Annotated in this window: 22 protein-coding genes and 1 pseudogene; 4 read left to right on the top strand and 19 right to left on the bottom strand. The window is 59.4% G+C overall.

Features of this window, described 5'->3' with window-relative positions:
- The first annotated feature begins 64 nt into the window (after nt 1-64).
- Complete coding sequence (locus AC3IX4_RS29585; RefSeq protein ID WP_489261643.1) at nt 65-922, top strand: sterol desaturase family protein; 858 nt, start codon at nt 65-67, stop codon at nt 920-922.
- 409 nt (nt 923-1,331) lie between these two features.
- On the opposite strand, the gene AC3IX4_RS29590 is transcribed toward AC3IX4_RS29585, so the two are convergent.
- From AC3IX4_RS29590 to AC3IX4_RS29635, 10 genes are all read right to left on the bottom strand, one after another.
- Nucleotides 1,332-1,694, bottom strand: a complete 363-nt coding sequence (locus AC3IX4_RS29590; protein ID WP_489261644.1) for a copper-binding protein — start codon at nt 1,692-1,694, stop codon at nt 1,332-1,334.
- Nucleotides 1,691-4,849 (bottom strand): efflux RND transporter permease subunit, encoded by a 3,159-nt coding sequence (locus tag AC3IX4_RS29595; protein ID WP_489261645.1) that lies wholly within the window; start codon nt 4,847-4,849, stop codon nt 1,691-1,693. The genes AC3IX4_RS29590 and AC3IX4_RS29595 overlap by 4 nt, the downstream gene beginning before the upstream one ends.
- A complete protein-coding gene (locus AC3IX4_RS29600; RefSeq protein ID WP_489261646.1) occupies nt 4,846-6,330 on the bottom strand; it encodes an efflux RND transporter periplasmic adaptor subunit in 1,485 nt (494 codons plus the stop codon). Before AC3IX4_RS29600 ends, AC3IX4_RS29595 begins: the two co-directional genes overlap by 4 nt.
- On the bottom strand, nt 6,327-7,583 hold the full coding sequence (locus AC3IX4_RS29605; RefSeq protein ID WP_489261647.1) for a TolC family protein: 1,257 nt from the start codon (nt 7,581-7,583) through the stop codon (nt 6,327-6,329). Before AC3IX4_RS29605 ends, AC3IX4_RS29600 begins: the two co-directional genes overlap by 4 nt.
- A 98-nt stretch (nt 7,584-7,681) precedes the next feature.
- Nucleotides 7,682-8,023: a hypothetical protein gene (locus AC3IX4_RS29610; RefSeq protein WP_411961205.1), complete on the bottom strand. Its 342-nt coding sequence runs from the start codon at nt 8,021-8,023 to the stop codon at nt 7,682-7,684.
- A 253-nt stretch (nt 8,024-8,276) separates the two neighbouring features.
- Nucleotides 8,277-9,077 carry an HvfC/BufC family peptide modification chaperone gene (locus AC3IX4_RS29615; RefSeq protein ID WP_489261648.1) on the bottom strand — a complete coding sequence of 267 codons (801 nt, stop codon included), beginning with the start codon at nt 9,075-9,077 and terminating at the stop codon, nt 8,277-8,279.
- A complete protein-coding gene (locus tag AC3IX4_RS29620; protein WP_489261664.1) occupies nt 9,068-9,265 on the bottom strand; it encodes a hypothetical protein in 198 nt (65 codons plus the stop codon). The genes AC3IX4_RS29615 and AC3IX4_RS29620 overlap by 10 nt, the downstream gene beginning before the upstream one ends.
- A 54-nt stretch (nt 9,266-9,319) precedes the next feature.
- The gene (locus AC3IX4_RS29625; RefSeq protein ID WP_489261649.1) at nt 9,320-9,559 is read right to left on the bottom strand and encodes a DUF2933 domain-containing protein; all 240 of its coding nucleotides are present in this window, start codon (nt 9,557-9,559) and stop codon (nt 9,320-9,322) included.
- Nucleotides 9,556-9,969: a MerR family transcriptional regulator gene (locus AC3IX4_RS29630; protein ID WP_489261650.1), complete on the bottom strand. Its 414-nt coding sequence runs from the start codon at nt 9,967-9,969 to the stop codon at nt 9,556-9,558. The genes AC3IX4_RS29625 and AC3IX4_RS29630 overlap by 4 nt, the downstream gene beginning before the upstream one ends.
- A 29-nt stretch (nt 9,970-9,998) precedes the next feature.
- Complete coding sequence (locus AC3IX4_RS29635) at nt 9,999-12,428, bottom strand: heavy metal translocating P-type ATPase (protein WP_489261651.1); 2,430 nt, start codon at nt 12,426-12,428, stop codon at nt 9,999-10,001.
- Nucleotides 12,429-12,751: 323 nt separating this feature from the next.
- Between AC3IX4_RS29635 and AC3IX4_RS29640 the strand changes: the two genes are divergently transcribed.
- Both AC3IX4_RS29640 and AC3IX4_RS29645 read left to right on the top strand, forming a co-directional pair.
- On the top strand, nt 12,752-13,405 hold the full coding sequence (locus tag AC3IX4_RS29640; RefSeq protein WP_489261398.1) for a peroxiredoxin: 654 nt from the start codon (nt 12,752-12,754) through the stop codon (nt 13,403-13,405).
- 797 nt (nt 13,406-14,202) lie between these two features.
- Nucleotides 14,203-14,595 (top strand): hypothetical protein, encoded by a 393-nt coding sequence (locus tag AC3IX4_RS29645; protein ID WP_489261399.1) that lies wholly within the window; start codon nt 14,203-14,205, stop codon nt 14,593-14,595.
- A gap of 616 nt (nt 14,596-15,211) precedes the next feature.
- Here AC3IX4_RS29645 and AC3IX4_RS29650 read toward each other — a convergent pair.
- From AC3IX4_RS29650 to AC3IX4_RS29670, 5 genes are all read right to left on the bottom strand, one after another.
- On the bottom strand, nt 15,212-16,042 hold the full coding sequence (locus tag AC3IX4_RS29650) for a hypothetical protein (RefSeq protein WP_489261400.1): 831 nt from the start codon (nt 16,040-16,042) through the stop codon (nt 15,212-15,214).
- A gap of 188 nt (nt 16,043-16,230) precedes the next feature.
- Nucleotides 16,231-16,593, bottom strand: coding sequence for a hypothetical protein (locus tag AC3IX4_RS29655; protein WP_489261401.1), 363 nt, complete (start codon nt 16,591-16,593; stop codon nt 16,231-16,233).
- Between the two features lie 196 nt (nt 16,594-16,789).
- Entirely contained in the window at nt 16,790-18,103 is a 1,314-nt protein-coding gene (locus tag AC3IX4_RS29660; RefSeq protein WP_489261402.1) for a type II toxin-antitoxin system HipA family toxin, read from the bottom strand.
- Complete coding sequence (locus tag AC3IX4_RS29665) at nt 18,097-18,492, bottom strand: helix-turn-helix domain-containing protein (protein WP_489261403.1); 396 nt, start codon at nt 18,490-18,492, stop codon at nt 18,097-18,099. The genes AC3IX4_RS29660 and AC3IX4_RS29665 overlap by 7 nt, the downstream gene beginning before the upstream one ends.
- A gap of 251 nt (nt 18,493-18,743) precedes the next feature.
- Nucleotides 18,744-19,265, bottom strand: a complete 522-nt coding sequence (locus AC3IX4_RS29670; protein ID WP_489261404.1) for a hypothetical protein — start codon at nt 19,263-19,265, stop codon at nt 18,744-18,746.
- Between the two features lie 145 nt (nt 19,266-19,410).
- On the opposite strand from AC3IX4_RS29670, the gene AC3IX4_RS29675 reads away from it, so the two are divergent.
- Nucleotides 19,411-19,701 carry a hypothetical protein gene (locus AC3IX4_RS29675; RefSeq protein WP_489261405.1) on the top strand — a complete coding sequence of 97 codons (291 nt, stop codon included), beginning with the start codon at nt 19,411-19,413 and terminating at the stop codon, nt 19,699-19,701.
- A 238-nt stretch (nt 19,702-19,939) separates the two neighbouring features.
- Here the strand turns inward: AC3IX4_RS29675 and AC3IX4_RS29680 are convergent, their stop codons facing one another.
- From AC3IX4_RS29680 to AC3IX4_RS29695, 4 genes and pseudogenes are all read right to left on the bottom strand, one after another.
- Nucleotides 19,940-20,314 carry a hypothetical protein gene (locus tag AC3IX4_RS29680; RefSeq protein WP_489261406.1) on the bottom strand — a complete coding sequence of 125 codons (375 nt, stop codon included), beginning with the start codon at nt 20,312-20,314 and terminating at the stop codon, nt 19,940-19,942.
- A gap of 140 nt (nt 20,315-20,454) precedes the next feature.
- Nucleotides 20,455-21,681 (bottom strand): annotated as a pseudogene (locus AC3IX4_RS29685) (SIR2 family protein); the annotation flags it as partial.
- On the bottom strand, nt 21,682-21,870 hold the full coding sequence (locus tag AC3IX4_RS29690; protein ID WP_489261407.1) for a hypothetical protein: 189 nt from the start codon (nt 21,868-21,870) through the stop codon (nt 21,682-21,684).
- Between the two features lie 168 nt (nt 21,871-22,038).
- Nucleotides 22,039-22,341: a hypothetical protein gene (locus tag AC3IX4_RS29695; RefSeq protein ID WP_489261408.1), complete on the bottom strand. Its 303-nt coding sequence runs from the start codon at nt 22,339-22,341 to the stop codon at nt 22,039-22,041.
- Nucleotides 22,342-22,411: the final 70 nt, after the last annotated feature.

Consider the following 22,411-nt stretch of genomic DNA (forward strand, 5'->3'; position numbering starts at 1 on the left):
TTCGTTCAAGTCGAAAACGGGCCTCCCCACATACAGTCATGGCTCCCTATTCAGGAGCTGAGCGATGCCTATTTCCCTGCGATTCGCCATACGGTGGCTGAGCTATCCACTTGTGTTTGGCTGCTGTGCCGCCTTCATGATCTGGGCGCTGTATGCGGGAGTGCCGTATTGGCCCACCACACCCATAGTCGCTGCGGCGGGGCTGCTACTCATTGCTGGCTTGGAGCGCATCCAGCCTTTTCGCAAAGCCTGGCTTGAGGATCATCAAGACACCGCGACCGACCTGCTGCACCTGCTGGTGAACCTTTCTGCCATTCAACTCACCGCTGAAATTCTGGCCAGGCTTGGCGACGCGGTGCCGGCCTCGGTTCGACTCTTTCCGATCGAGAGTCCACTGTGGCTGCAGTTGTTCCTGGTTGCCGCCGTGCTCGATCTGGGCCTGTATTCCATGCATCGAATTAGTCACCGAGTGCGCTGGCTGTGGCGTTTCCACATGATTCATCACAGCGCCGAGCGGCTGTACTGGATCAACGGGGAGCGCCGACATCCCCTGCACGCCGCGCTCATGGCCGGTCCCGGGCTGGTGGTACTGGTTGCATCTGGCGCGCCGTCAGCAGTGGTCGCCACCTGGTTTGGCATTCTGACCGTGCACTTGGCCTTCCAACACTCGAACCTGGACTACCGGCTGGGGTGGCTGCGTCACATCATCGGGGTTGCTGAAATTCATCGTTGGCATCACAAGCGCGATTTTGAAGATGCCCAGGTCAATTTTGGTGAATTTATGATGGTGTGGGATCGACTGTTTGGCACGTTCTACGACGGTGCGGGGAAGCTGGGTGATGCCGAGGTCGGATTGCATGAAAAAGACTATCCAAAAGACTACCTTGGACAGTTCGCCAAACCCTTTGGGCGATGCCGCTGAATACAAGCTCGCTCGCAGTGAAGCGGCTGTTTTCAAACGCGAGCCGTACACCTGGGCTTCTTTCAGATTCGCAGTCGCCCGCGATACCCTTGCCTTCGGCTAACACTTCCCCTCGCCGGGTGTGTAGAGGACGTTCACCTCCAAGTCACCAGCGTGGCCACCACAGCCAAGCTGGTTGCGCTTACGCGCAACGCGCCATGTCTGGCGCACCAAAAAAAAAAAAGGCGCCTAACTCAGGCGCCTAAAACCATCCTCCAAACCAAAGGAGCCAAACAGGAGGATGGTGGAGCAATCAACTCTTCATTACACAGCTTGGCTGCAAGACTTTCGCGAGCCAATGCGCCGATGAATGGTGGATAGCTGGTCCGGTATCAGCTTGTGAAGGTCGAACCAGCCAGCCATACCATTGTTACTTCAGGGGCTTGATCGACACGATGGTGGCCCCCATTCCCTCGCCACGAAACTCAAACGCTACTTGATCCCCAGCCTTCAGGCCTGCCAGTTGTTTGGTGGTGGCGTTGAATGCCATGGTCATGGCAGGCCACTGCACGGCCGGCACAGCGCCATGGGCGATAGTCACCGTATGTTTCGTGGTGTCGACCGCCTTGATCGTACCCTCGGCTTTGGCCACTGGAGCCGGCTTCGTTTCCTGCTTCATCTGCATGCCTTGCATGGGCATAGCGTCCATTTTCATACCCGGCATGTCCTCTGCCTGAGCAGAAAGGGACAGTGCTACAACGGTGCTTGCAACGGCGATCAGGGTCAGTTTCATACTACTTTTCCTTGAGGGTTGGCGGGTACAGCTGGGAGGTGTCGGCGACGCATCAAGCGGTAGGCCGCCGGAATGACGAACAGGGACAGCAAGGGTGCGGTGATCATGCCGCCGACCATGGGCGCGGCGATGCGACTCATCACTTCGCTACCGGTACCGCTGCCCCAAAGGATGGGTAACAGGCCGGCGATGATGACTGCAACGGTCATGGCCTTGGGTCGAACCCGCTGCACCGCACCTTCACGAATCGCGGCGATCAACCCACGCTCGGTGTTGTCACCGACGTCTTCTCGTTCGGTCCAGGCGTTCTTCAGGTAGAGCAGCATGATCACGCCAAATTCGGCAGACACGCCGGCCAATGCGATAAAGCCGACTCCGGTGGCCACCGACAGGTTGAATCCCAACAGATACAGGAACCACGCCCCGCCAGTCAGGGCGAACGGCAGGGTAGCCATGATCAGCAAAGCCTCGTCGAAGCGGGCGAACGTCAGGTACAGCAGGACGAAAATGATCAGCAGCGTGGCCGGCACCACCAGCTTGAGCCGCGCGTTGGCCCGTTCAAGAAACTCGAACTGCCCTGAGTAGCTCAGGCTCATTCCAGGTTGCAGTTTGACCTGCTCACTGACAACCCGACGCAGGTCGGCGACCACTGAGGCAATATCCCGGCCACGCACGTCGATGTACACCCAGCCGGAAGGCCGGGCGTTCTCGCTCTTGAGCATGGGCGGGCCTTCACTGACCTTGACCTTCGCCACCGTGCCAAGGGTGATCTGGCTCCCCAAAGGGGTGTAGATCGGCAGCTGCTCCAGGGCACCGAGCGAATCACGCCACTCTCGGGGATAACGCACGTTGATCGGGAAGCGCGCGAGCCCTTCAATCGTCTCCCCGACGTTTTCACCGCCGATAGCGCCGGCCACGATCGACTGCACATCGGCGATGTTCAGCCCATAGCGGGCAGCCGCCTTGCGGTCGATATCCACATCAATGTAACGGCCACCAGTCAGTCGCTCGGCCAGAGCCGAACTGACCCCGGGCACGTCCTTGGCCACGCGCTCGACCGCCTGAGTAACCGCATCGATCTGGGTCAGGTTGGTGCCGGCAACTTTCACCCCGATTGGACTCTTGATCCCGGTGGCGAGCATGTCGATGCGGTTGCGGATGGGTGGTATCCAGATATTGGTCAGCCCCGGGACTCGTACCACTCGATCCAGTTCTTCCACCAGCTTTTCCTGGGTCATCCCTGAGCGCCACTGCTCGCGTGGTTTGAACTGGATGGTGGTCTCGAACATCTCCAGCGGTGCCGGATCGGTGGCGGTTTCGGCGCGGCCAGCCTTGCCGAAAACGTGTTCGACCTCGGGGACGGTCTTGATCAGACGGTCAGTCTGTTGCAACAGCTGCGCCGCTTTCTGCGCCGACAACCCCGGCAGGGCCGAAGGCATATAGAGCAGATCGCCCTCGTCCAGCGCAGGGAGGAACTCGCCACCCAAGCGAGACATCGGCCATAACGCGCTGAGAAAGACCAGAAACGCGACCAGCATAGTGATTTTGGGCCGGCGCAGCACCGCGTCCAGCGCCGGTTGATAGATCCTGATCAACCAACGGTTCAGCGGGTTCTGTTCCTCATTGGGAATCCGTCCGCGAATCCAGTAGCCCATTAGCACCGGCACCAGGGTCACCGACAGTCCGGCCGCAGCGGCCATGGCGTAGGTTTTGGTGAAGGCCAGCGGGCCGAACAGACGGCCCTCCTGGGCCTCCAGGGTGAACACCGGAATGAACGACAGGGTGATGATCAGCAGGCAGAAGAACAGCGCCGGCCCCACCTCGGTCGCCGCTTCGGTCATCACATGCCAGTGATGTTCGCCCTTCAGCTCCTCCCCCGGGTGGGCCGCGTGCCAGGCCTCGACCTTCTTGTGGGCGTTTTCGATCATCACCACGGCGGCATCGACCATGGCGCCGATGGCGATAGCGATCCCGCCCAGGGACATGATGTTGGCGTTGATCCCTTGGTAACGCATGACGATGAAAGCAATCAGTATCCCCACCGGTAGCGAGATAATGGCCACCAGAGATGAGCGCAGATGCCAAAGGAAGATCGCGCAGACCAGCGCGACGACGATGAACTCCTCGAACAGCTTGTGGCTGAGGTTTTCCACGGCGCGGTCGATCAGCTTGCTGCGGTCATAGGTGGTGACGATTTCCACCCCGGCCGGCAGACTGCTTTTCAAGTCGTCGAGTTTGGCCTTGACCGCAGCGATGGTCTCGCGAGCGTTCTTGCCGCTGCGCAGAATCACCACACCGCCGACGGTCTCACCTTCACCGTCTAGTTCGGTGATGCCGCGACGCATTTCCGGTCCCAGCTGGATCGTGGCTACATCGCCAAGTGTCACCGGTACGCCACCCGCACCGAGCTTGAGCGGGATCGCACGGAAGTCGTTCAGTGTCTTCAAATAGCCGGAGGCACGCACCATGAATTCAGTCTCCGCCAGCTCCAGCACGGCGCCACCGGTTTCCTGATTGGCCTTGCCGATAGCCTCGGTCACCTCAGCCTGAGTGATACCCAGGCTGGCCAGTTTGAGCGGATCAAGCTGCACCTGGTACTGCTTGACCATGCCGCCGACGGTGGCCACTTCGGCAACGTTCGGCAGGGTCTTGAGTTCGAACTTGAGGAACCAGTCCTGCAAGGCGCGCAGTTGCGCCAGGTCGTGTCCGCCACTGCGATCCACCAGGGCGTACTGATAGATCCAGCCCACTCCCGTGGCGTCTGGCCCCAAAGCCGGTTTGGCGCTGGCCGGCAAGCGGCTTTGTATCTGGCTCAGGTACTCCAGGACCCGTGAACGCGCCCAATACATATCGGTACCGTCTTCGAACAGCACGTAAACGAAGCTGTCGCCGAAAAAGGAATAGCCGCGCACGGTCTTGGCCCCGGGTACCGAAAGCATGGTGGTGGCTAACGGATAGGTCACCTGGTTCTCAACGATCTGCGGCGCTTGTCCCGGATAAGGGGTGCGGATGATCACCTGAACATCGGAAAGGTCTGGCAATGCATCGATCGGAGTGCTCTGAACCGACCAAATGCCCCAGGCTGTGACAAAGAGCGTCGCCAGCAGCACCAGGAAGCGGTTGGCCACTGACCAGCGGATAAGGGCCGCGATCATGGCTGGCCCCCTAGTTTTTCCAGGCGCTCAATGCGCAAACCATCATCGGTTTGACTGGCTGATACACGAACCTTGTCGCCTGACTTGAGCCCTTGCATGAGCGTAGGGTCGGCTAACGGAAAGGTCATGGTCATGCCTGGCATACCCAATGTCTTGAAGGGGCCGTGGGCGAGGGTCACGTCTTTACTATTGATCTCGACAACCTCCCCATCTGCCTCATGCAAGGCTGCGGCTGCGGCAGGTGGTGGTGGCATTTCCAGCGTTCTTGCGACGATGCCCTTGAGGCTGGCCTCGGAGTCGAGCAGGAACTGTCCAGAGCTGACCACTTGCTGCCCTTCTTCCAGACCCTTCAATACCACCGTTTTGCCTTCGTTTTCCTGCCCAGGTTGTACCTCTACCGGCCGGTAGCGACCAGTGTCTTCGGCGAGCATCACCAGGACGCGTCGGCCGGTGCGAATGAGTGCCTCGCTCGGTACCCACAACACGCTTTGCTCAGTCGAACGATTCAGGCGCACCTGCGCCGTCAATCCGGGTCTGAGGCGCCCGTCAGGGTTGGGTAGTTCGACGCGTACGCGAAGGGTGCGACTGTCCGGATTGGTTTCCGGAAGAATCGCGCTGACCGTGCCGTTGAGCACAGTCCCAGGGAAGGCTGGCAGGCGTGCTTCGACCGTTTGACCGACGACGATCGATCCCGTCTGCGACTCTGGAACGGCCACGGCCAGCCAGACGCTACTCAAGCCATTGACGCGGGCCAGAGTCTCGCCGGCCGCCACGGTCATACCCGTACGTACATCCAACTCTTGCAGCACACCGCTAATGGGGCTGGTGAGGGTCAGGTTCGGCTGGACCTTGCCGCTGCGCTCTACCTGAGTAATCAGAGCCGTTGGCATCCCCGTCAGGCGTAGCCGTTGGCGTGCCGCCGCCAACAAGTCGGCATCGCCATTCCGCTTCAGTGCGAGGAATTCTTCCTGAGCAGCAGCCCATTCCGGTACCAGGATATCCGCCAATGGCGCATTGGCTTTGAGCACATCGCCTGGAGCATGGGCATAGACCCGCTCCACAAAACCTGCGGTACGCGCCTGGATCACGGCGACATCCCGCTCGTTGAACGCCAGCACGCCGGTTACGTCCAGGCTGGAGGCAAGGGCGCTGCGGGTGACGGTGGCCAGGCGCAGGCCGAGATTCTGGGTCAGGCTGGGGTCGATGCTGATGGCCGCGCTGTCCGCCGCTGCATCAGCGTATCGGGGCACCAACTCCATGTCCATGAAGGGCGATTTGCCCGGTTTATCGAACTTCTGCTGCGGGACCATCGGATCGTACCAATACAGCACCTTGCGTTCGTCTTGCGTCTTGGGACTCTGCTCGGCGGCCGCATCAGGCATTGCGTTCATGCGCTGCTGAGCGAACCAGTAACCGCCGCCAAGGCCTACGGCTACCGAGAGGCCTGCGAGCAAAGCCCCTTTCCAGATTCGAGTGCTCATTGGCTGGTTTCCCCGTAAGTGAAATACAGGCGCGCACTGGTCAGTGCTCGCTGTTCTTCGAAGTCAATCTGTTTGAGGCGGGCCTCGATGAGTTCACGCCGGGCAGCGATGACCGGTGCCAGCTCACCTTTACCGGCGCGGTAGCTGGCCATGCTCAGCCCGACCTTTTCCTTGGTCAGGGGCAACAGGCTGTCGTGGCTGCGGCGTACGGCGCGGTTCAGGCGTTCGTATTCGGCCAGATCCGCCTCCAGTTGCTCGGTATGCTCGCGTGTCTGGGCTTCGCGCTCGGCCTCCAATTGATTCAGTTCGGCGTGTTTGGCGGCGATCTTCGGGTTCTGTCGGGAGCCGGGGAACAGTGGCAGGTCGAAGGTGAATTGCACGCTGACCATGTCGCCAAATTCCCGCCCGCGGCGCTGGTAATCAAGTTCCCAGCTCCAGTCGGACTGTTTTTCCGCTTGCGCCTCACGCACCTTAGCCTGCGCTTCACGGGTCATCGGGGCGAAGGCCGTCAGCGCAGGATGATGTTGCAGCTTATGGGTATAACCCGAAGTATCGATGGGCCACTCCGGCAGATTGCCTACAGGTTGGTCATTGGCGGCCGGACCAATCCAGCGCTTGAGCGCGGCACGGGCTTGCGCACGCAAGCGGATCAGTTCGTCCTGTTGCTCAGCCAACCGGGCCGCCTCCTGTTTTGGCGTGACTGCATCGGCAGGTTGAGCACGACCGCCGGCGATCTGTGCCCGGACGGTATCGGCCAACAGACGGTTCTCCCGGTAAAAATCCTGAAACAGCGCCTCTTTACGCTCGACGGAGTAACTGCTGATCCAGGCCAATGCAGTGGCCTGGCGGACATTCAGGCGCTCCACACGGCCTTCAGCCGCAGCTCGATCGACGGCCGCCTCGGCGACCTCAACACGTGCTTTGCGTTTGTCGCGGTTGGGCACTTCCTGCATGACCCCGACCATTTGCATGGTCATGAAGTCCTGGTCTATGCGCCAGCGATCGGGACCGCCAATGGGGTAATTCTGCACGCCCAGCAGTAATTTCGGATCGGGTAATTCGCCGGCTGGAATGGCAGCACTACTGGCGGCTTGCAGTTTGGCCGCTTGGGCCGTCAGTGATGGGGCGTTGTTTTCGGCCAGCCGCAAGGCTTCATCGAGTGTCAGCGGGGCGGCGACGCTCGGCAATGCCAGCACGCTTGCCGCCAAGGCAGCCACAACGGGCCAGCCTGTGCAATAGCACTTGGAGTTCATGCTCACGATTCCTGTGATGAATAACTGCGCGCCTCTTAGGCATGCACGCAGAAATGCCATCCCGCCAAGGCAGGATGAGACTCAGTGTGGTACAGGAATCAAGCGCGAGGCGGTCGCCACACCCCGGAAGGGCTCTGGGCAGGCAGGAAGTCGCTGGAGAAGGAAAGCACTACGGGGCTGGACAAGGTGACAGGAGGCTTGATGATCGAGACTTGCAGCATGCCACCAGTCTTGCATTCCTGGCCAGGCTTGCAGGGTTTGCCGTGATCGGAGGGGCTTTTCATGTCGTGGCAACAGTCCTGGGCCATATCCCCCATCATCGCCATGCCCATGGTTTCCATCGGGCAAGGTTCTGTCGGTGCCTGGACGCCCGCCATCCCGCTGAGGGGAAGCACCAGGCTAATCAGAAAAATGAGGCAGCACCGCAGGTAGCGTTTCATGTGGGGGAGTCTAGCCGCTGGTCGCGGGCCACACAACTACTGTTATGTGAAGCTTGCATGCAGGACAGTCATGATGAAGCACCGCTCGTTAAGGCGTATTTGTCAGTCAAGCGGGCCGCCCGTGTCACGATTGAATGCAGGCGGAGATGCTCCTCATGCATAAGGATGCGCCCGTTTCTGTGAGGCCCCGCGCGGCCTCTGCGTCTGAAAGCCTGCATGCTCATTAGGCGGCACATAACCGGAGGAGTGGGAACTAGAGAGACGAGCCTGGACGTTCAAGCGTACCCTCGCTGATCCACTGCTTAAGCCAAGTGGCGGCCTGTAGCGGCGCGGCATCGCTATAGGCGGTCAATTCGACACACAACTCGCCGAAGTTCCAGCCGTCGACGGCCATACTGTGCAGCGCCTTGGCCTCCGCCGCGCCCAGGCTGCGGTAGCGGCTGACTAGACCCTGGCGCCAGATCAAGCAGACCGCCTCCTGGTCTAACGCCAGGCTGGCTGGAAAGTCTTGCGCCTCGGCTTCGGCCTTGCCCGCGCGCCAGAGCGCTAGGCTGTTGTAGCGGCAGACCTGCCACTGCACGCTGGGAACCAGGCGTACCTGCAGGCTGGGCCATTCGGCGGGCGGCAGGCTGGCCATGATTTCCAGGGTCAGGGGCACGCCCTCAGGCGCGTCGAAGGCCAGGGTGAAGGCCCATTCCAGGCGCGCCAACTCGGCGAGGGGTGCGCTCTGCTCGGCCACCAGATAGCCTTCGATGAAGGCTGGCAGTCGCGCTCCAAGCCAGCGCAGGCTGTAGTGCTGCGAGGGGTGGACGCGCAGGTAGGCACTCGCCAGACGCTCGAATTTGTCGTCGCCGAGCCAGTGACACAGCGAGGGGTAGTCCTCGCGAAGGGTTTCCAGCAGACGTGCACGGTACGCGTTGTGGTAGATCGCCAAGCCTTCCTCGACGCTCAGGACTGGGCTGCCGAGCAGGCTGTCGCGCAGCGCCGCGGCAGGCAAAGGCTGATCGCCGAGCAGGAAGGCCTCGAGCTCAAGCAGCCAGTCACTCAGGCGCATATGGCCTCCGCCTTGAGGGCCGCGGCACCGAGGGTGCGGGCCTTGTCCAGCTCAACGAGCAGCTCGGCCAGCGGAGAGAAGTGGTCGTCGCGCTCCAACAGCGTGGCGACCGGGCCCAGATGGCCCGTATGGATGTGTTCGCTGGCCAAGAGATCGCGTCCTCGCCGCAAGCAAATGCAGACAGGCATAGAAGTGCACCTCTGCCCTCAGTCAGCTTGTGGGCCATGTAAAGCAGTTACAGATCACGGCTCATCGTTGGAGTTGCGCTCAGTCCGCTTGGCCTTCTGGGTGTCGTCGGCAGCGGGCGCATCCTTGTGCATGCCGCCCATGAACAGCATCGACAGCGGACAAAGCAGCAACAGCAAGATCAGCCCGTTCGCCACGATCCAGGTTTGAAAAGCCGGGAACAAGACATAGGCAGCCACCAGAAGAATGGCAGCACCGATGCCCAGCCGAGTCATGTTGGATTTATTGCAAGTCATGATGTTCTCCTTTCAGATAGGTATTGGGGGGCCGGATCATCCAGAATCGGCCCAGGTGGTCGCTCAGAGTCGTCGCAATGCTCGGCCAGGTAAGACAGGGCCTCGCGCATGACCTGCAGCGTAGCAATACGCGTATTCAACGCATCGAGGTAACTTCGGGCGACGGCCTCAACCTCAACGTCTGGACGCGTACGGTACCGCCATAATGCCAACACGCTACGCACCTGCTCGACCGAGAAGCCCAGATCTCGCGCATGGTGAATGAAACGCAAAATCTGTATGTCGTTCTCGCGGTAGACGCGATAGCCGGCCTGCGTGCGTTGTGAGGACGGGATCAGGTCAATGCGTTCGTAGTAACGGATCATCTTGGCGGACAAACCGCTTTCACTTGCCGCTTCGCCAATGCTCATCGATTCCTCCTCCTCGGTAAGCCACCGAGTCAGTCCAGCTCTCCCAGTGCCGGCCGCCAACGCTTCAGCAGCAGGGCGTAAGTGACCACCGACACGCTAGACAACGCCATCGCCGCGCCGGCCACCACCGGATTCAATAGACCGAATGCGGCCAGTGGAATGCCGACCAGGTTGTAAACGGAGGCCCAGGACAGGCTCTTCAGAATCCGCCCGTAGGTGCGACGGGACAGCATCAACGCATCCGCCACCAGCGCCGGGTCGCCGCGCATCAGGGTGATGCCGGCAGTGTGCATGGCCACATCGGTGCCGGTCGACATGGCGATGCCGACGTCGGCTGCCGCCAGCGCCGGCGCATCGTTGATGCCGTCACCGACCATCGCCACCACTGCGCCATCGGCCTTCAGCGCCTGCACCACCGCCGCCTTGTCGCCGGGCAGCACCTCGGCGCGCACTTCGTCGAGGCCAAGCTGCGCGGCCACGCTGGTGGCCGCGCCACGGTTGTCGCCGGTGATCATCACGGTGCGGATACCCAGTTCGCGCAACCGCGCCACCGCCTGCCGTGCGGAGGGCTTCAGCGCATCGCCGAAGGCGATCAGGCCTACCAATAGTGGCTGCTCGGACAGGTCGGCAAGCCAGGACACGCTATTGCCGGCCTGGGCCAACGTCGCCGCGCAAGCCGCAAGCGGCGACAGGTCCACGCCGAGTTCCTGCATCAACCGCGTGCTGCCCAGGCGCAACTCGCAGCCTGCGACCGTGGCCGCCAGACCGCGCCCCGGCAACGCCGTGACCCTGGATGCCGGTAATAAGTCCGCGCCCTCTTGCTGGGCTCTGTCCAGTAGCGCATGCGCCAGAGGGTGCTCGCTGCCGACCTGCGCCGATGCGGCGAGTTGCAGCAAGCGCACGGGATTGCCATCCGCCGCCTCTAGTGCCGTCACCTGGGGTTTGCCCAGTGTCAGCGTGCCGGTCTTGTCAAAGGCCACCACGCTCACCCGGCGTGCGATCTCCAACGCTTCCGCATCCTTGATCAGGATGCCGTGGCGCGCGCCAACCCCGGTACCGGCCATGATCACGGTCGGCGTGGCGAGGCCCAGCGCGCAGGGGCAGGCGATCACCAGCACCGCTACCGCGTTGATCAGCGGGCCGGCCACCTCGCCGGTCACCCACCAGCCGATCAACAGGGCCATGGCCGCGATCACCAGCACCACCGGTACGAAGACGGCGCTGACCCGATCCACCAAGCGCTGGATCGGCGCCTTGGTCGCCTGGGCGTTTTCGACCAGACGGATGATCCGCGCCAGGGTGCTTTCCGCGCCGACCGCCGTGGTCACGATCAGCAGCAGCCCTTCACCGTTGATCGCGCCGCCGGTCACCGGGTCGCCTTCACCTTTCGCCACCGGCAGGCTCTCGCCGGTCAACAGCGACTCGTCGAGATGGCTGCGCCCTTCGTGCACCACGCCGTCCGCCGGTACCCGCTCGCCCGGCCGCACCACTGCCAGGTCGCCGACGATCAACGTACTTGCCGGCACCTCATACTCCACCCCATCGCGGCGCACGCGGGCGGTGTCCGGCCGAAGCGCCTGCAGCGCGCGAATGGCGTCTCCCGTGTGGCGCTTGGCGCGTGCTTCCAGCCACTTGCCGAGCAGGATCAGGGTGATCACTATCGCGGACGCCTCGAAATAGAGATCCGGGACACCGGGACCGGCATGGGTCGCCAGCAGGTAGACCGACAGCCCGTAGCCCGCACTGGTGCCGAGCGCCACCAGGAGGTCCATATTGCCGCTGCCGACGCGCAAGGCCCTCCAACCGGCCCGATAGAAACGCGCGCCCAGCCAGAACTGCACCGGCGTGGCCAGTAGCAGCTGCACCCAGCCCGGCAGGCTCCACCGCGCCCCCAACAACACGGCGAGCATCTGCACCACCAGCGGCAAGGACAGCGCGGCGGCCACAGCCACCGGCCACCAGTCGCGGTGAGGCGGCGCGGAGACAGCCACTTTCGCAGCCGGGACGCTAGCCTCGTAGCCGGCGGCCGCTACCGCCTGGATCAGCGCCGCCAGCGATACCACGCCGGACACCACCCGGACCCGGGCCGCCTCGCTGGCCAGATTCACCGTGGTCGCCAGCACACCCGGCACCTTCAGCAGGGCCTTTTCGACGCGCCCGACGCATGAGGCGCAGGTCATGCCGCCGATGGCCAAGTCCAGTTCGTCTTCCTTCACGCGATAGCCCGCGCCCACTATCGCCTGGAGCAGAGGCGTCAGCGCGACGTCGGCATCCACTTCAATCGTGGCCGCTTCGCTGATCAAGTTGACGCTGGCGGCAGCAACACCGGGCACTCGGGTCAATGCCTTCTCGACACGTGCCACGCAGGATGCGCAGGTCATGCCATCTACGCCGAGCGTCCATTGCTGGACTGAACCGGCGGGCACGGCAGGGGTGGTTTCGGGGAGCGCGTTGGTCATCACCGACCTCCGGAAGTATCTCTCTGTCGTAAGGTTGGACCTTGCCATTGCGGCAATGTCAAGCAGCAACGCGATTGCTGGACGAGTCCGCGAAAAGAGGATTGAGGCGGGTCTGTCGACTGAGTCACCAGCTCAATGCTGATGACGCCGCAAGATTCGCTAATTCAAGGACTTACAGAGTGAACAGCCTGGTTTCCGCCTTGTCTTGGTGTGTCTCCTATACTGATTCGCGCCGACAGGTTCAACGCAGACACTCGAACGCCGTCGGAACAGCAGTCAGGGTTCTGACAGCGTCCCTTCCAGTCACTGTAAGGAGATCGAACATGGCAATCCGTATTGGCGACGAAGCACCGGATTTCACCGCCGAAAGCACCGAAGGAACCCTCCACTTCCACGAGTGGATCGGCGACAAATGGGCCATCCTGTTTTCGCATCCGAAGGACTTCACCCCTGTCTGTACCACCGAACTCGGTTATATGGCCGGGCTCAAGCCGGAGTTCGACAAACGCAACACCAGGATAGTCGGGCTCAGCGTCGACCCGGTCAGTGACCACCGGGCCTGGATCGGCGACATCAAGGAGACCCAGGGCCATGCGGTCAACTATCCGATGATCGGCGACGAGAATCTGGTGGTGGCGAAGCTCTACGACATGATTCACCCGAATGCCGGTGGCGGCCCACGCACTGCGGTGGACAACGCTACGGTGCGCTCGGTGTTCATCGTCGGCCCGGACAAGAAGGTCAAGGCAATGCTGATCTACCCGATGAGTGCCGGGCGCAACTTCGACGAAGTGTTGCGTCTGCTCGATTCGCTGCAATTGAACGCTAAACACGCAGTCGCCACCCCAGTGAACTGGCGTCCGGGCGAGGACGTCATCATTCCCACTTCGGTGTCCGACGAGGAGGCCAGGAAGAAATACCCGCAGGGCTTCAAGACGTTGAAGCCCTATCTGCGCACCGTGGCGCAACCGAAGTAACAACCGCGGCTATGAAAGAGGGAGCACCTTGCAGCGCTCCCTTCTTCATAGCGCCACCCTAGTGATGCCTCTGGCTCGTGTTTAGAGTGGGGGCCATCAAACGAAGGCGTTGATCGAGTTGGCCACGGTTGATGCCCACCCGAATGGCGCCGCCGATACCCGTAAGGAGCCGAAGGTGGGAGATGCGACTGTGCGACTGCAGATAAGCGGCTCGTTCTCAAGCAACAGTGCAGACATGCCCTTTCCTTCGTTATGGGGTTTGGGGAGCAACGGAACAGTGCGACCTGAGGTCGTCTGAAATTCTGTTTTACTGGAGAGTTTTCTCTTGATGAAACCGGTTGTTCCATCAACCGTTTCCTACCTGGACATGCGGGGCCGGTAACAGCCCGGTGTGAAGCTCTGGGGACAATGTACCCGCCGATTATTCGGTACGCCTACCCGTGAGGGGAAGCGGAATCTACCAGCACAAAGGTGGTGAGGGGCTAGGAACGAGCGGCTACGACCAACACATGTGAACCTCTGTTAAACGTCGTCATGCTCAACAAGCCAAATGTGCTGACAGGCTTGAACCAAAACGGTACGCGGCCAGGTATGACCCCTTTATTCCTGGGGCATCATGGACACTAGGCCGCCGGCGAACAGGAGGGGTCCGCCCCGCTCAGAAATTCAGACGGAACAGGGTAAGCCCGTAGTGCCGCCGGACACGGCAGGCGAACCGCAAGGAACGTTGTGGGTGCTGCGGGTAATGTGAGCCCGGCTGCTCCGTCAGTTGCAGTTAATCTGAGCCGGGAATCGCATTGATTGCGAGCGCGGCCGATTTCAAACGCGAGCCGTTACAGCTAGTGATTCTTCTCCTTGCCGGCATGGTCGGAGTGCTCTCGGCCTATAAACACCTGACGTTCTTCAGCACTGATAATGACGGCGTTGCCAACGTCAAGCTATTGCGCGAGTTCGCCGAGCTGGATGACATGAAAGCATGCACGAGCGGGGTTGCCCTGGTGCAGTTCAGAGACACTGGCCCCCTCGCTTACCGCTGCCCCACTACCCTCCTCTTCAATCAGGAGACTCAGCAGCCCTTCACGCCATGGCCTGACTATGTCGAGGGTATCAGTGAGGACCTAGCGGTCGCAGTAGATAATGTCAAAGATGCCGTGGAACACGAGGCATCTCTTCAGCAGCCGGAACGCTAGTCCGACACCTGAGCCGGCTCGATGCACATGACGGCATTCCTCACTTTTGATTGGCTCTAGCCTTTGCTCTCGTCCAACAGAGAGAGAGGAGTGAAGCGGTCCCCCACCAGATGACAAGCCAGACGAGAGCGACAACGGCCCAACCAAGCATTGATGGGGCCTGCCAACCACCTCCATCTGCGATGGCAAACACGGGTAACCCCATCGAGCTGAAGAGCATGAGTGGCAAATACACTGAGCCTGCAATAGGGGGAGCCAGTATCTCAGGCGGGGCTGACACCATAGTTAAGTGCCCTACCACGAGCGCGAGGAACAGAAGCCAACGTGTGTGCATGGGTTTCCTTTTCCACTGACATTTCCGCCTGGTGTTGGGGACTGCGCAATTGCATGTCACTTGACCAGTAGTTTGCATCCGACTTGACCACTCATTTGCATTCGCGCTGACCCACTGTGAGCAGTTGATGTTTGTCAGCGGGTGACCCTCCGGATGGAGGTTGCGTCAGCCAAGCACTGAGGCCGTCAAGCCTGCCTACGAAGTCAGTGGCGATTCAAACCTTAGGGACAGTGAAGGGCGTGGCTTAATTTTCAGGCAAATCGCTAATCGTAAAAAACAGGGTTAGTCAACGAAAGGCAATATGTCCTCCTCGAAAATGCTGAGGGCTGTTCGTCCACATGGTTTGTAGCCCACGACTCCCTCCAGAGGTTCGATGGTTCCGCCTACAGCGACAATGATGTATTTGAGCGTTGTCTCACCGTGGGAAGTCTGCCTTGCCGGGAGGGCCTCCATCACGGACAACATCTGAGGGTTGGTTCGTTTGAGAAAGGTACCGAAGCTCCCATACTGTAACGGTATAGAAAGTAACATCTGATGATTCATGAGATCTTCAGGTTTCCAACTGGCCGACGTAAAAGTTTCGGAAACGACATAGTCTGGAAGGTGACTGAGAGCCGGTCGCTCGTACGCCTGAAGCCCAGCAGTGACATCCACCACGCAAAACGGTGGAGCAACGACAATCGCATGAGCTGCTGTGAAAGAGCCCACATCAAAAGTCCAGAAATGTTGTGGGGGGCGGCGGGCGCTGGCAGGGAAATCGATGGTCAACGATGTCGTCGCAACATAGTTCCAGATACCGAGCCGATCAAGCATTCGGCCAAGCATGCCTGACACATCAACACAGGCACCTAGGCGCCCATCCTTTTTTACCGCTGCATATAATACCTGGACGGCGAATTCGATTTTTCGCTTGGCTACTGTCAGATAGTCAGCATCGTATGAGCGAGCTTCGACATAGCGTGCATAATTCTCTAGATATCGCGGATCTCGCTGCTCATTTTTCAGAAAATTAGGTTCGTCGTAAAACCCGGGCTTCCCGATATCAATTCCATCCTTCTGGAAGAGCTTTTCTAGCTGCTGCTCAAGTGACCTGTTGGATAGCTTCCATGACATGGTTTGACTCCTTTTCAATGCTCTTCATGAACGCCCAATTCTGACGTTGCCCGCACTGGCGGGCGGTAGCGATGGATTTTCTCGTTACACTGGAACCGGTGGCAGCCTGGTGCTCAAAGGCGCATACCACCCTGGCGCCACCAAGGCCCCGCAACCTGCGCGGCAGTTGGTGGTGCTGGTTTCTGACTTCACAGCCCTTTCAATGCTTCACTCAGTTCATCCGCCGATGACTTGCTTTCAGCCGGCCGGCCGTTCGCGAAAACCACGTATGCAAGCCATGACGAACTCTTGCAAACGCCGTCTGCTGCCTTCAACTCAAATTTCGCCCTGCACTCGAAATCGCCATTCTTGATTTCGGCGCCGTACCCTTCAGTCATCTCCGTTACCTGAAGGCCACGCTCTTGCGCGGACGAGTCGACATGGCCACGCAGACGCTGGAAGCAATCGTCACGCGAGGTCATCGCAGACGCAGTTGCTGGCATTCCAGGTGGGATACCTGCCTGAGCGAAACCGGCAGTCAACATCAAGGCCACTGCAAAAATTTTCTTCATGAATCGTTCCTTCGGCTTACTGATATTCACGGACGCGAACAGTCGCGCCCTTCCACTGCTTCGGCCCCGCAATGCCGGGCTTGAGTTGTTTATTAATTCCCTGTGCCGGGCCCACCGGTCGTGGTTGGCGAGATAGGGCCGATTTACCTTGTGCTTTTCAGTGCTCGATCAGTGCAGAACAAGCAGCGCGTGGTAGCTACCTAGACTTAATGTCCAGAAGCTGTGTCTTCGTAATTCCGGTGATCATTTCTTCGCGAACCCCGGCCTCCGCCGCGTACTCTGGCCACAGCTTAATCCCCTCACAGACTTGTTCGATGACTGACTCTGGGTTGAATCGACCGATCTGCTTGGCAGCGCTGCGTAAATCCTCGAGGGTGAAGCCTTCACGTTTTCCGTTGATGCTCATCTGATGACTCGATACCCAATACGAGTCCGCGCGGTAGGACCAGGCCAAATCGTAGGCCGGTGAGAGTACCCATTCGCCGGTCTGGTCCATCGAAGCCGAAAAGTTCTTCGTGTGGTCATCGTTATTGCAACCCACGACGTTGAAAACCATCCGACGGTATAGCTCAATCGCATCGTCACGGGAGAGCTTCATACGGCGTAGCACCTGGAACGCCTCCTCATAACTGAACGCTCCCGGCTTGGTGAAATCAGCATGTGCCAACGCGCATAGAGTTTGGACATGGAATTTCTCACCGTCATCGGTTCTGTCGAATCGGCGCGTACAAAAGTGACCCCGGCCATTTTCCTCAATCAAGCGGCATTCGGTCATGTCGATGCCGGCCGCTTTCGCTAGCCGAGAATAGGCATATTCGATCCGACCGAATCCAAGAGGATCCCCCAGGCTGCTAGCGCCTTTCTCCACATCGAATTTCAACAGCCAGTGTGTGAAGCCCTTTGGCGCTGGGACCTGACCAGATCGGATCTCACCCTTCTCATTCATAGCGATGACTGCTTTTGGCCTGGCACCGCCAGCACTCGTACCAATCTGAAACAGTCGGTGCATCGCATCGTCTTCCGCCGTCGTCGTCTCGTGGTTGGCGAACTTCGCAGTGAAGCTCTCACGATCGGATAGAACATCACCGGCGAGCGCAACCAGGGACTCAAGCTCAACTGGGACGCTGGCTCCCAAACCACCGTTGATTACCGGATCATACTCAAGTGCGCCCATTGCTCGATGGCCCGTGTAGAGCAGGCGTTCGACAGGGCTGAAGGAGGCTTTGTCCCGCCCCTCACGCGCCAGCCATGCGTCGATCAAGGCATTACCGAAGTCATCTGGCAAGGAGTCAGATAAGCACGCAGGAAGCCCTTTGAAGACCTCAGGGTTGAGGCCGGGAAATGAGTAGATGGTGCCCGCGCTCAACGGCATCGTCAGCGGTGCGATTTCAAGCCCTGTGCTGATAAATTCCGGGAAGTATTCAAAGCTGCCAAGCCGCTTTTCTTCATCCCAAACCAATGCCCCAACTGGCTGACCCCAAAGGCTAACTCGTGCTGTGCTGGCTACCATTCGCTACTGTCCTTACTGACTCGCTTGCTGTGAGTGACCGGAGGATTGCTTTTGACCTCCCTTGCTGTGAGCTTCCCAGTTGATTGCCGTCCCGAACTAGCTGTAGCGCGAACGCGCACAGCGCCTTTCATTTTGAGGACTTGGATGGGAGAAGCAGGGACCTCAGGAACGATCTGATTCACTTGATCAAGCATTCCAAGTGCCCTCATTACCGCGATGAGTGTCGTTAGCTTTGCTTGACCCCGCTCCAGCTGGACGATGGTTGGCTTGCTCACACCCACCTCCTCCGCAATCTGGTCCTGCGTCTTGTTCCGGTTTAAGCGTTGGCGCTGGATTCGGGCCCCTAGCTCAACGGCAATCGCGTCGTCTGTCATGCCATGAATGTTCATAGAGGAAACCTTTCTTTACGTAACCTCGTTTATTTGGCTCTAAGGTAAAAATAACTTTACCTTGCCTGAAGCTAGTCTACCCCTCGTAAAATTAGCCAACAAGATAAAGAAATGTTTACTTTGATTGGCAAAAATGGGCATTAGAGAAAGAAATATTTCCTTTAACGCCTAGGACACCACACGAGAGCTGGATTATGACTAATCTCGCACCTCTCAGATTGACGACAATCTTCTGCATCCAGACTGAGGCGTCACAGGTTTTGTCCAATGGGGCGCGCATACGGCACAAACTCACCGTTAACCCACTCCTTCCCCATCTCGCCTGGTACCAGCGGAATTCCCAAGGTTATGAAAATCGGCCTGGAAGCAACGCACTCCTGAACGTACAGAATGGAGCACTCCAATCCCATTTCTTTTGCCATGGCGGCCACGTCATTCGAGCTGATGAAGGTAATACATTGCAGACTGTAGTCCATTGCCTTCCAGCCATGCCCATCAATGACTCTCGGCTTATCCCCGGCAACTGCGAACGCTTCAAATGCGCACTTAAGGACGGCATCACGCGCTTGACAGTTCTTGCCGAAATCCAGGTAGCACGCAAATGTCGCGTTCCCATGCCAGGACATTTTGACCTGATACCCACGGCGCCAGTTGACCCAGGTGAGAGTCGACACAACGCGAGGCGACCACTTCTCTAGTTGATCAATCGCCGATCGGAGAAGCTCCGCTGTCACCATCACGACACCTCGTTTGCTTGTTTGGTAGGAGAGCACTTACGGTCTCACTGCACCACCAATATGCAAGGCCGGGGGCTTCGTCTGAACGGAACGTTCTTTGTTTGCGCTGTTCATCTGACCGGGTAAGCTCCCGTTAGCGATCGACAGTCAAACCGTGCGCTGAAAAACTCAAGGAGAAGTCATGCCCAAGTTCGAACGGGACGTTACAGAGCGCCTGCCGGTAATCGACGGCCCATACAAAGGCCAGCATATTGCTCGCGAAGGCGACACCTTCACCGACGTGCATGCCACGCCGGTGAATACTCCATCTGGAAGCGGGCGAATAACTTACTGGCTGCGGCAACACAAATCGCTAGGCCTGGTCTGGGCATCTGTTGGGAATCGAAGCGTGTCACAACCGGACAGCCATCAGACATTCGATACCGATCTGCATCGCTCAAATCTGGGTTTGCCACCACGAAAGGACGCATAGGAACATCGCTGCCTCATTGTGAAGGCTGCTAACGCCTGACGGTCTGCCCGACAGACACTCGAACATCCAGCAGAGCTCGCCCAGTACAGCGCCAGCCTACCCTTGGCTGCTGGGGGAAATGGGAAGATTGTTCCGGCCGGCCGGATCATGCGGCCGGGGACCTTCCCGACATTCCGGCCGGTTGTAAGCCGATTCAGTGAAACCTGAAGATCGACTTCAGACCCTCGTCCTCTCTTTGTCATCCCCGCCCATGCATGCGTAGGTATATCACCAACTGTTCGTAGCGATTATCCGTCTCCAACTCTGGCGCAGCGGTCAGGATTGCCTCCAGACACCTGGAAAGATCGGTGGGTGGCCACTGGGTTTGCTCACCAATCACCAGGCTCAAAAAATCCAAAGCGTGCTCAGGAAAAATCCTGCAGAGATCCGCTTTATGAAGCATACGCACCGCGGTATCTGGATGCCCCAACGGTTGTAGCCACGCACGAAGCATCTCCATAGCCTCAGGGAATGCTCCGCCTGCCGCTACACACAAGCGGGACAGGGTTTCGGCAATCACCGGCGTCATAACTTCCTGACCTTTTGGCCAGAGGTTGTTGATAAAGGGGCTCACCCGGTTCCTCCAGTAGTCCACGCGTTGATCGCCCGCTCCTTCCAGAGCATTAACCAACGCATTTGCGGCGTACCGCAATCCTTCTGGAGGAAGTGCGCGGACAGCGCCAGCAAGCTCGGAGGACGTGAATGTATCGCCCGGATCACCGCATCCCACTGACCGCTGACGCCGTCGCTTTCTACAACGCACATGAAGGGGGCCAGCGGGTAAGGCAAGGGCCTATGCATCAAGCTGAAGGCAAGCTTTTTATCCAAGCGGGTATTCGGAGGGACACCATACCGGGCAAGGTCGATATGGCCGAAGCGAGCCTCACTCAACGGCGTTAGCCAATCCAGCGAAGGCACCGGCTCCAGATCGGCAAAGCGCTTGGCAGGCAGGCCGTGTCGGTCACTCAACGCCCAAAGCAGGCGGCCCACGAAATCGTCCTCCTTGGTACTTGCCAGAGGGCGAGCAATCGCGCTTTCAACGACGATGCGCTCCTTGCCGCGCACGCCGTCGCGGTAGGTTTCCGCCCATGCCTGCAGGGTCTTGTGCAGGTACGCATGACGGCGGTGTTCCTTGTAGAGTATCGGCGTGACGTTCTTGGCCTCCCACTCGTTGGAGCGATCTTCCTCCTCGCCTTGAGAGTAACTGCCAAACGCGAACATCTCCGGGGACGATTCGCCGAGCAGGCGGTCGGCAGCGAGAGCATCCATCATGTAACGAAGAACTGGGTCGGCGATGCTATAACCCACGAAACAGACGGTGTAATTGCGGAACAGCTCGCTGACGAATCCTGCGGCCCATCGCTCAGTGAGGTACGCCAGGCCAAAATCACCGCTGGAAATCACCAGTCGATCCAGTTCACTCGCTGTGGGGGCCTCGCTCAGTAGGCCGTGAAGATACACCAACCCGTCCCACCGATTTTTTGGCACGGGTAACAGCGGTGCTTGGAAGACGTGGACCGGAAATGTCGCCGCGGGAGTCACCTCTTCGAACAAACGGTCGAAGTTTGTAGTGATCAACCGCGTGCGCCCATCGCGAGTCCTGCCCAGGTTCAACAGGGCCTTGTGGGTTGCGGTTGCCTTGGGCGAGCTCAGGTCTGGCGTGAGAATGCTTGCCATAGTCCGCCGAACTCTCTCACGCCCGACTACAGCCTCCAGCAGTCCGACGGCGGTGTCGTACTGCTTGGACTTGATTGCCAGTTTCTGCACCCCACTCGCATTCGGCTCAAGGCGCCGATACAACTCCTCCACGAGGCCGCGGAACCCTGGCAAGCGTGCGGGGTAGGAGATGCCTGCCCCACAGAAGAACACCACTCGCCCCTCTTCGTGCGCCTGCAGCAAACGTTCGGGAATGTATGGGCCATTTTGGACGAATTGCGGCATTCAGCGGACCTCGGAAATCATCCGCACCCGGGCAACTGGCAGCAGCGGGTTGCCGGCTTCAGTGATGGCGGGGTGCATGACCTTAAGAGAGACGACATCGCCGGGCAGGCGGTCGATGGTATTTCGGTTGGCCGTCAAGGACACGGGAGCTGCGTCTGCATCAGGCTGGGTGATCAGTCCATCTCGCATTGGCTCTCCCTGAGTACTTTCCAGACGGCATAAACAACGAATCCGGTAGTCTGGCACAACAGTCAGCTGCATGCGCAGTCGGCGCCGGCGGTTTCGGCCTGCGCACGACCGTTGCGGATTCATCTTCCCGTGGAGGACTCTCTCGATAGTGCGTCGTCGATCAGGCGATCAATCCTCCGACTCCAGGAAGATACGCCACATCCCATACTGCTGGCCTTCCTTCCAACTGCCTTCCAGCCGGCGACCATCCGCCAGGTGCAGCGTGCCGCTCGCCTCGAACCCTTTACCCCTGATGAGGTAATGCCCTTCCCCCTCCACTTCCCCGATGTACTCAACGAGCTCGCCGTCGTTCATGTATTTGACGATCAACTGCTGGGGAGACATCTCGACGATGCACTCCGTTTGCAGCTCTGCGGGAGCTTGAGGATAGAAGGTGTCCATCTGCGACTTGGCGAAACGCTGAGTGCTCATCTTGCTGACGTCCTGATTGCGTTGTCTGGTCGTGTGCGCCTCGATGCGCGGATCAGGATAGTAGAGGTGC

This window comes from Pseudomonas sp. KH_021, from assembly GCF_057838865.1.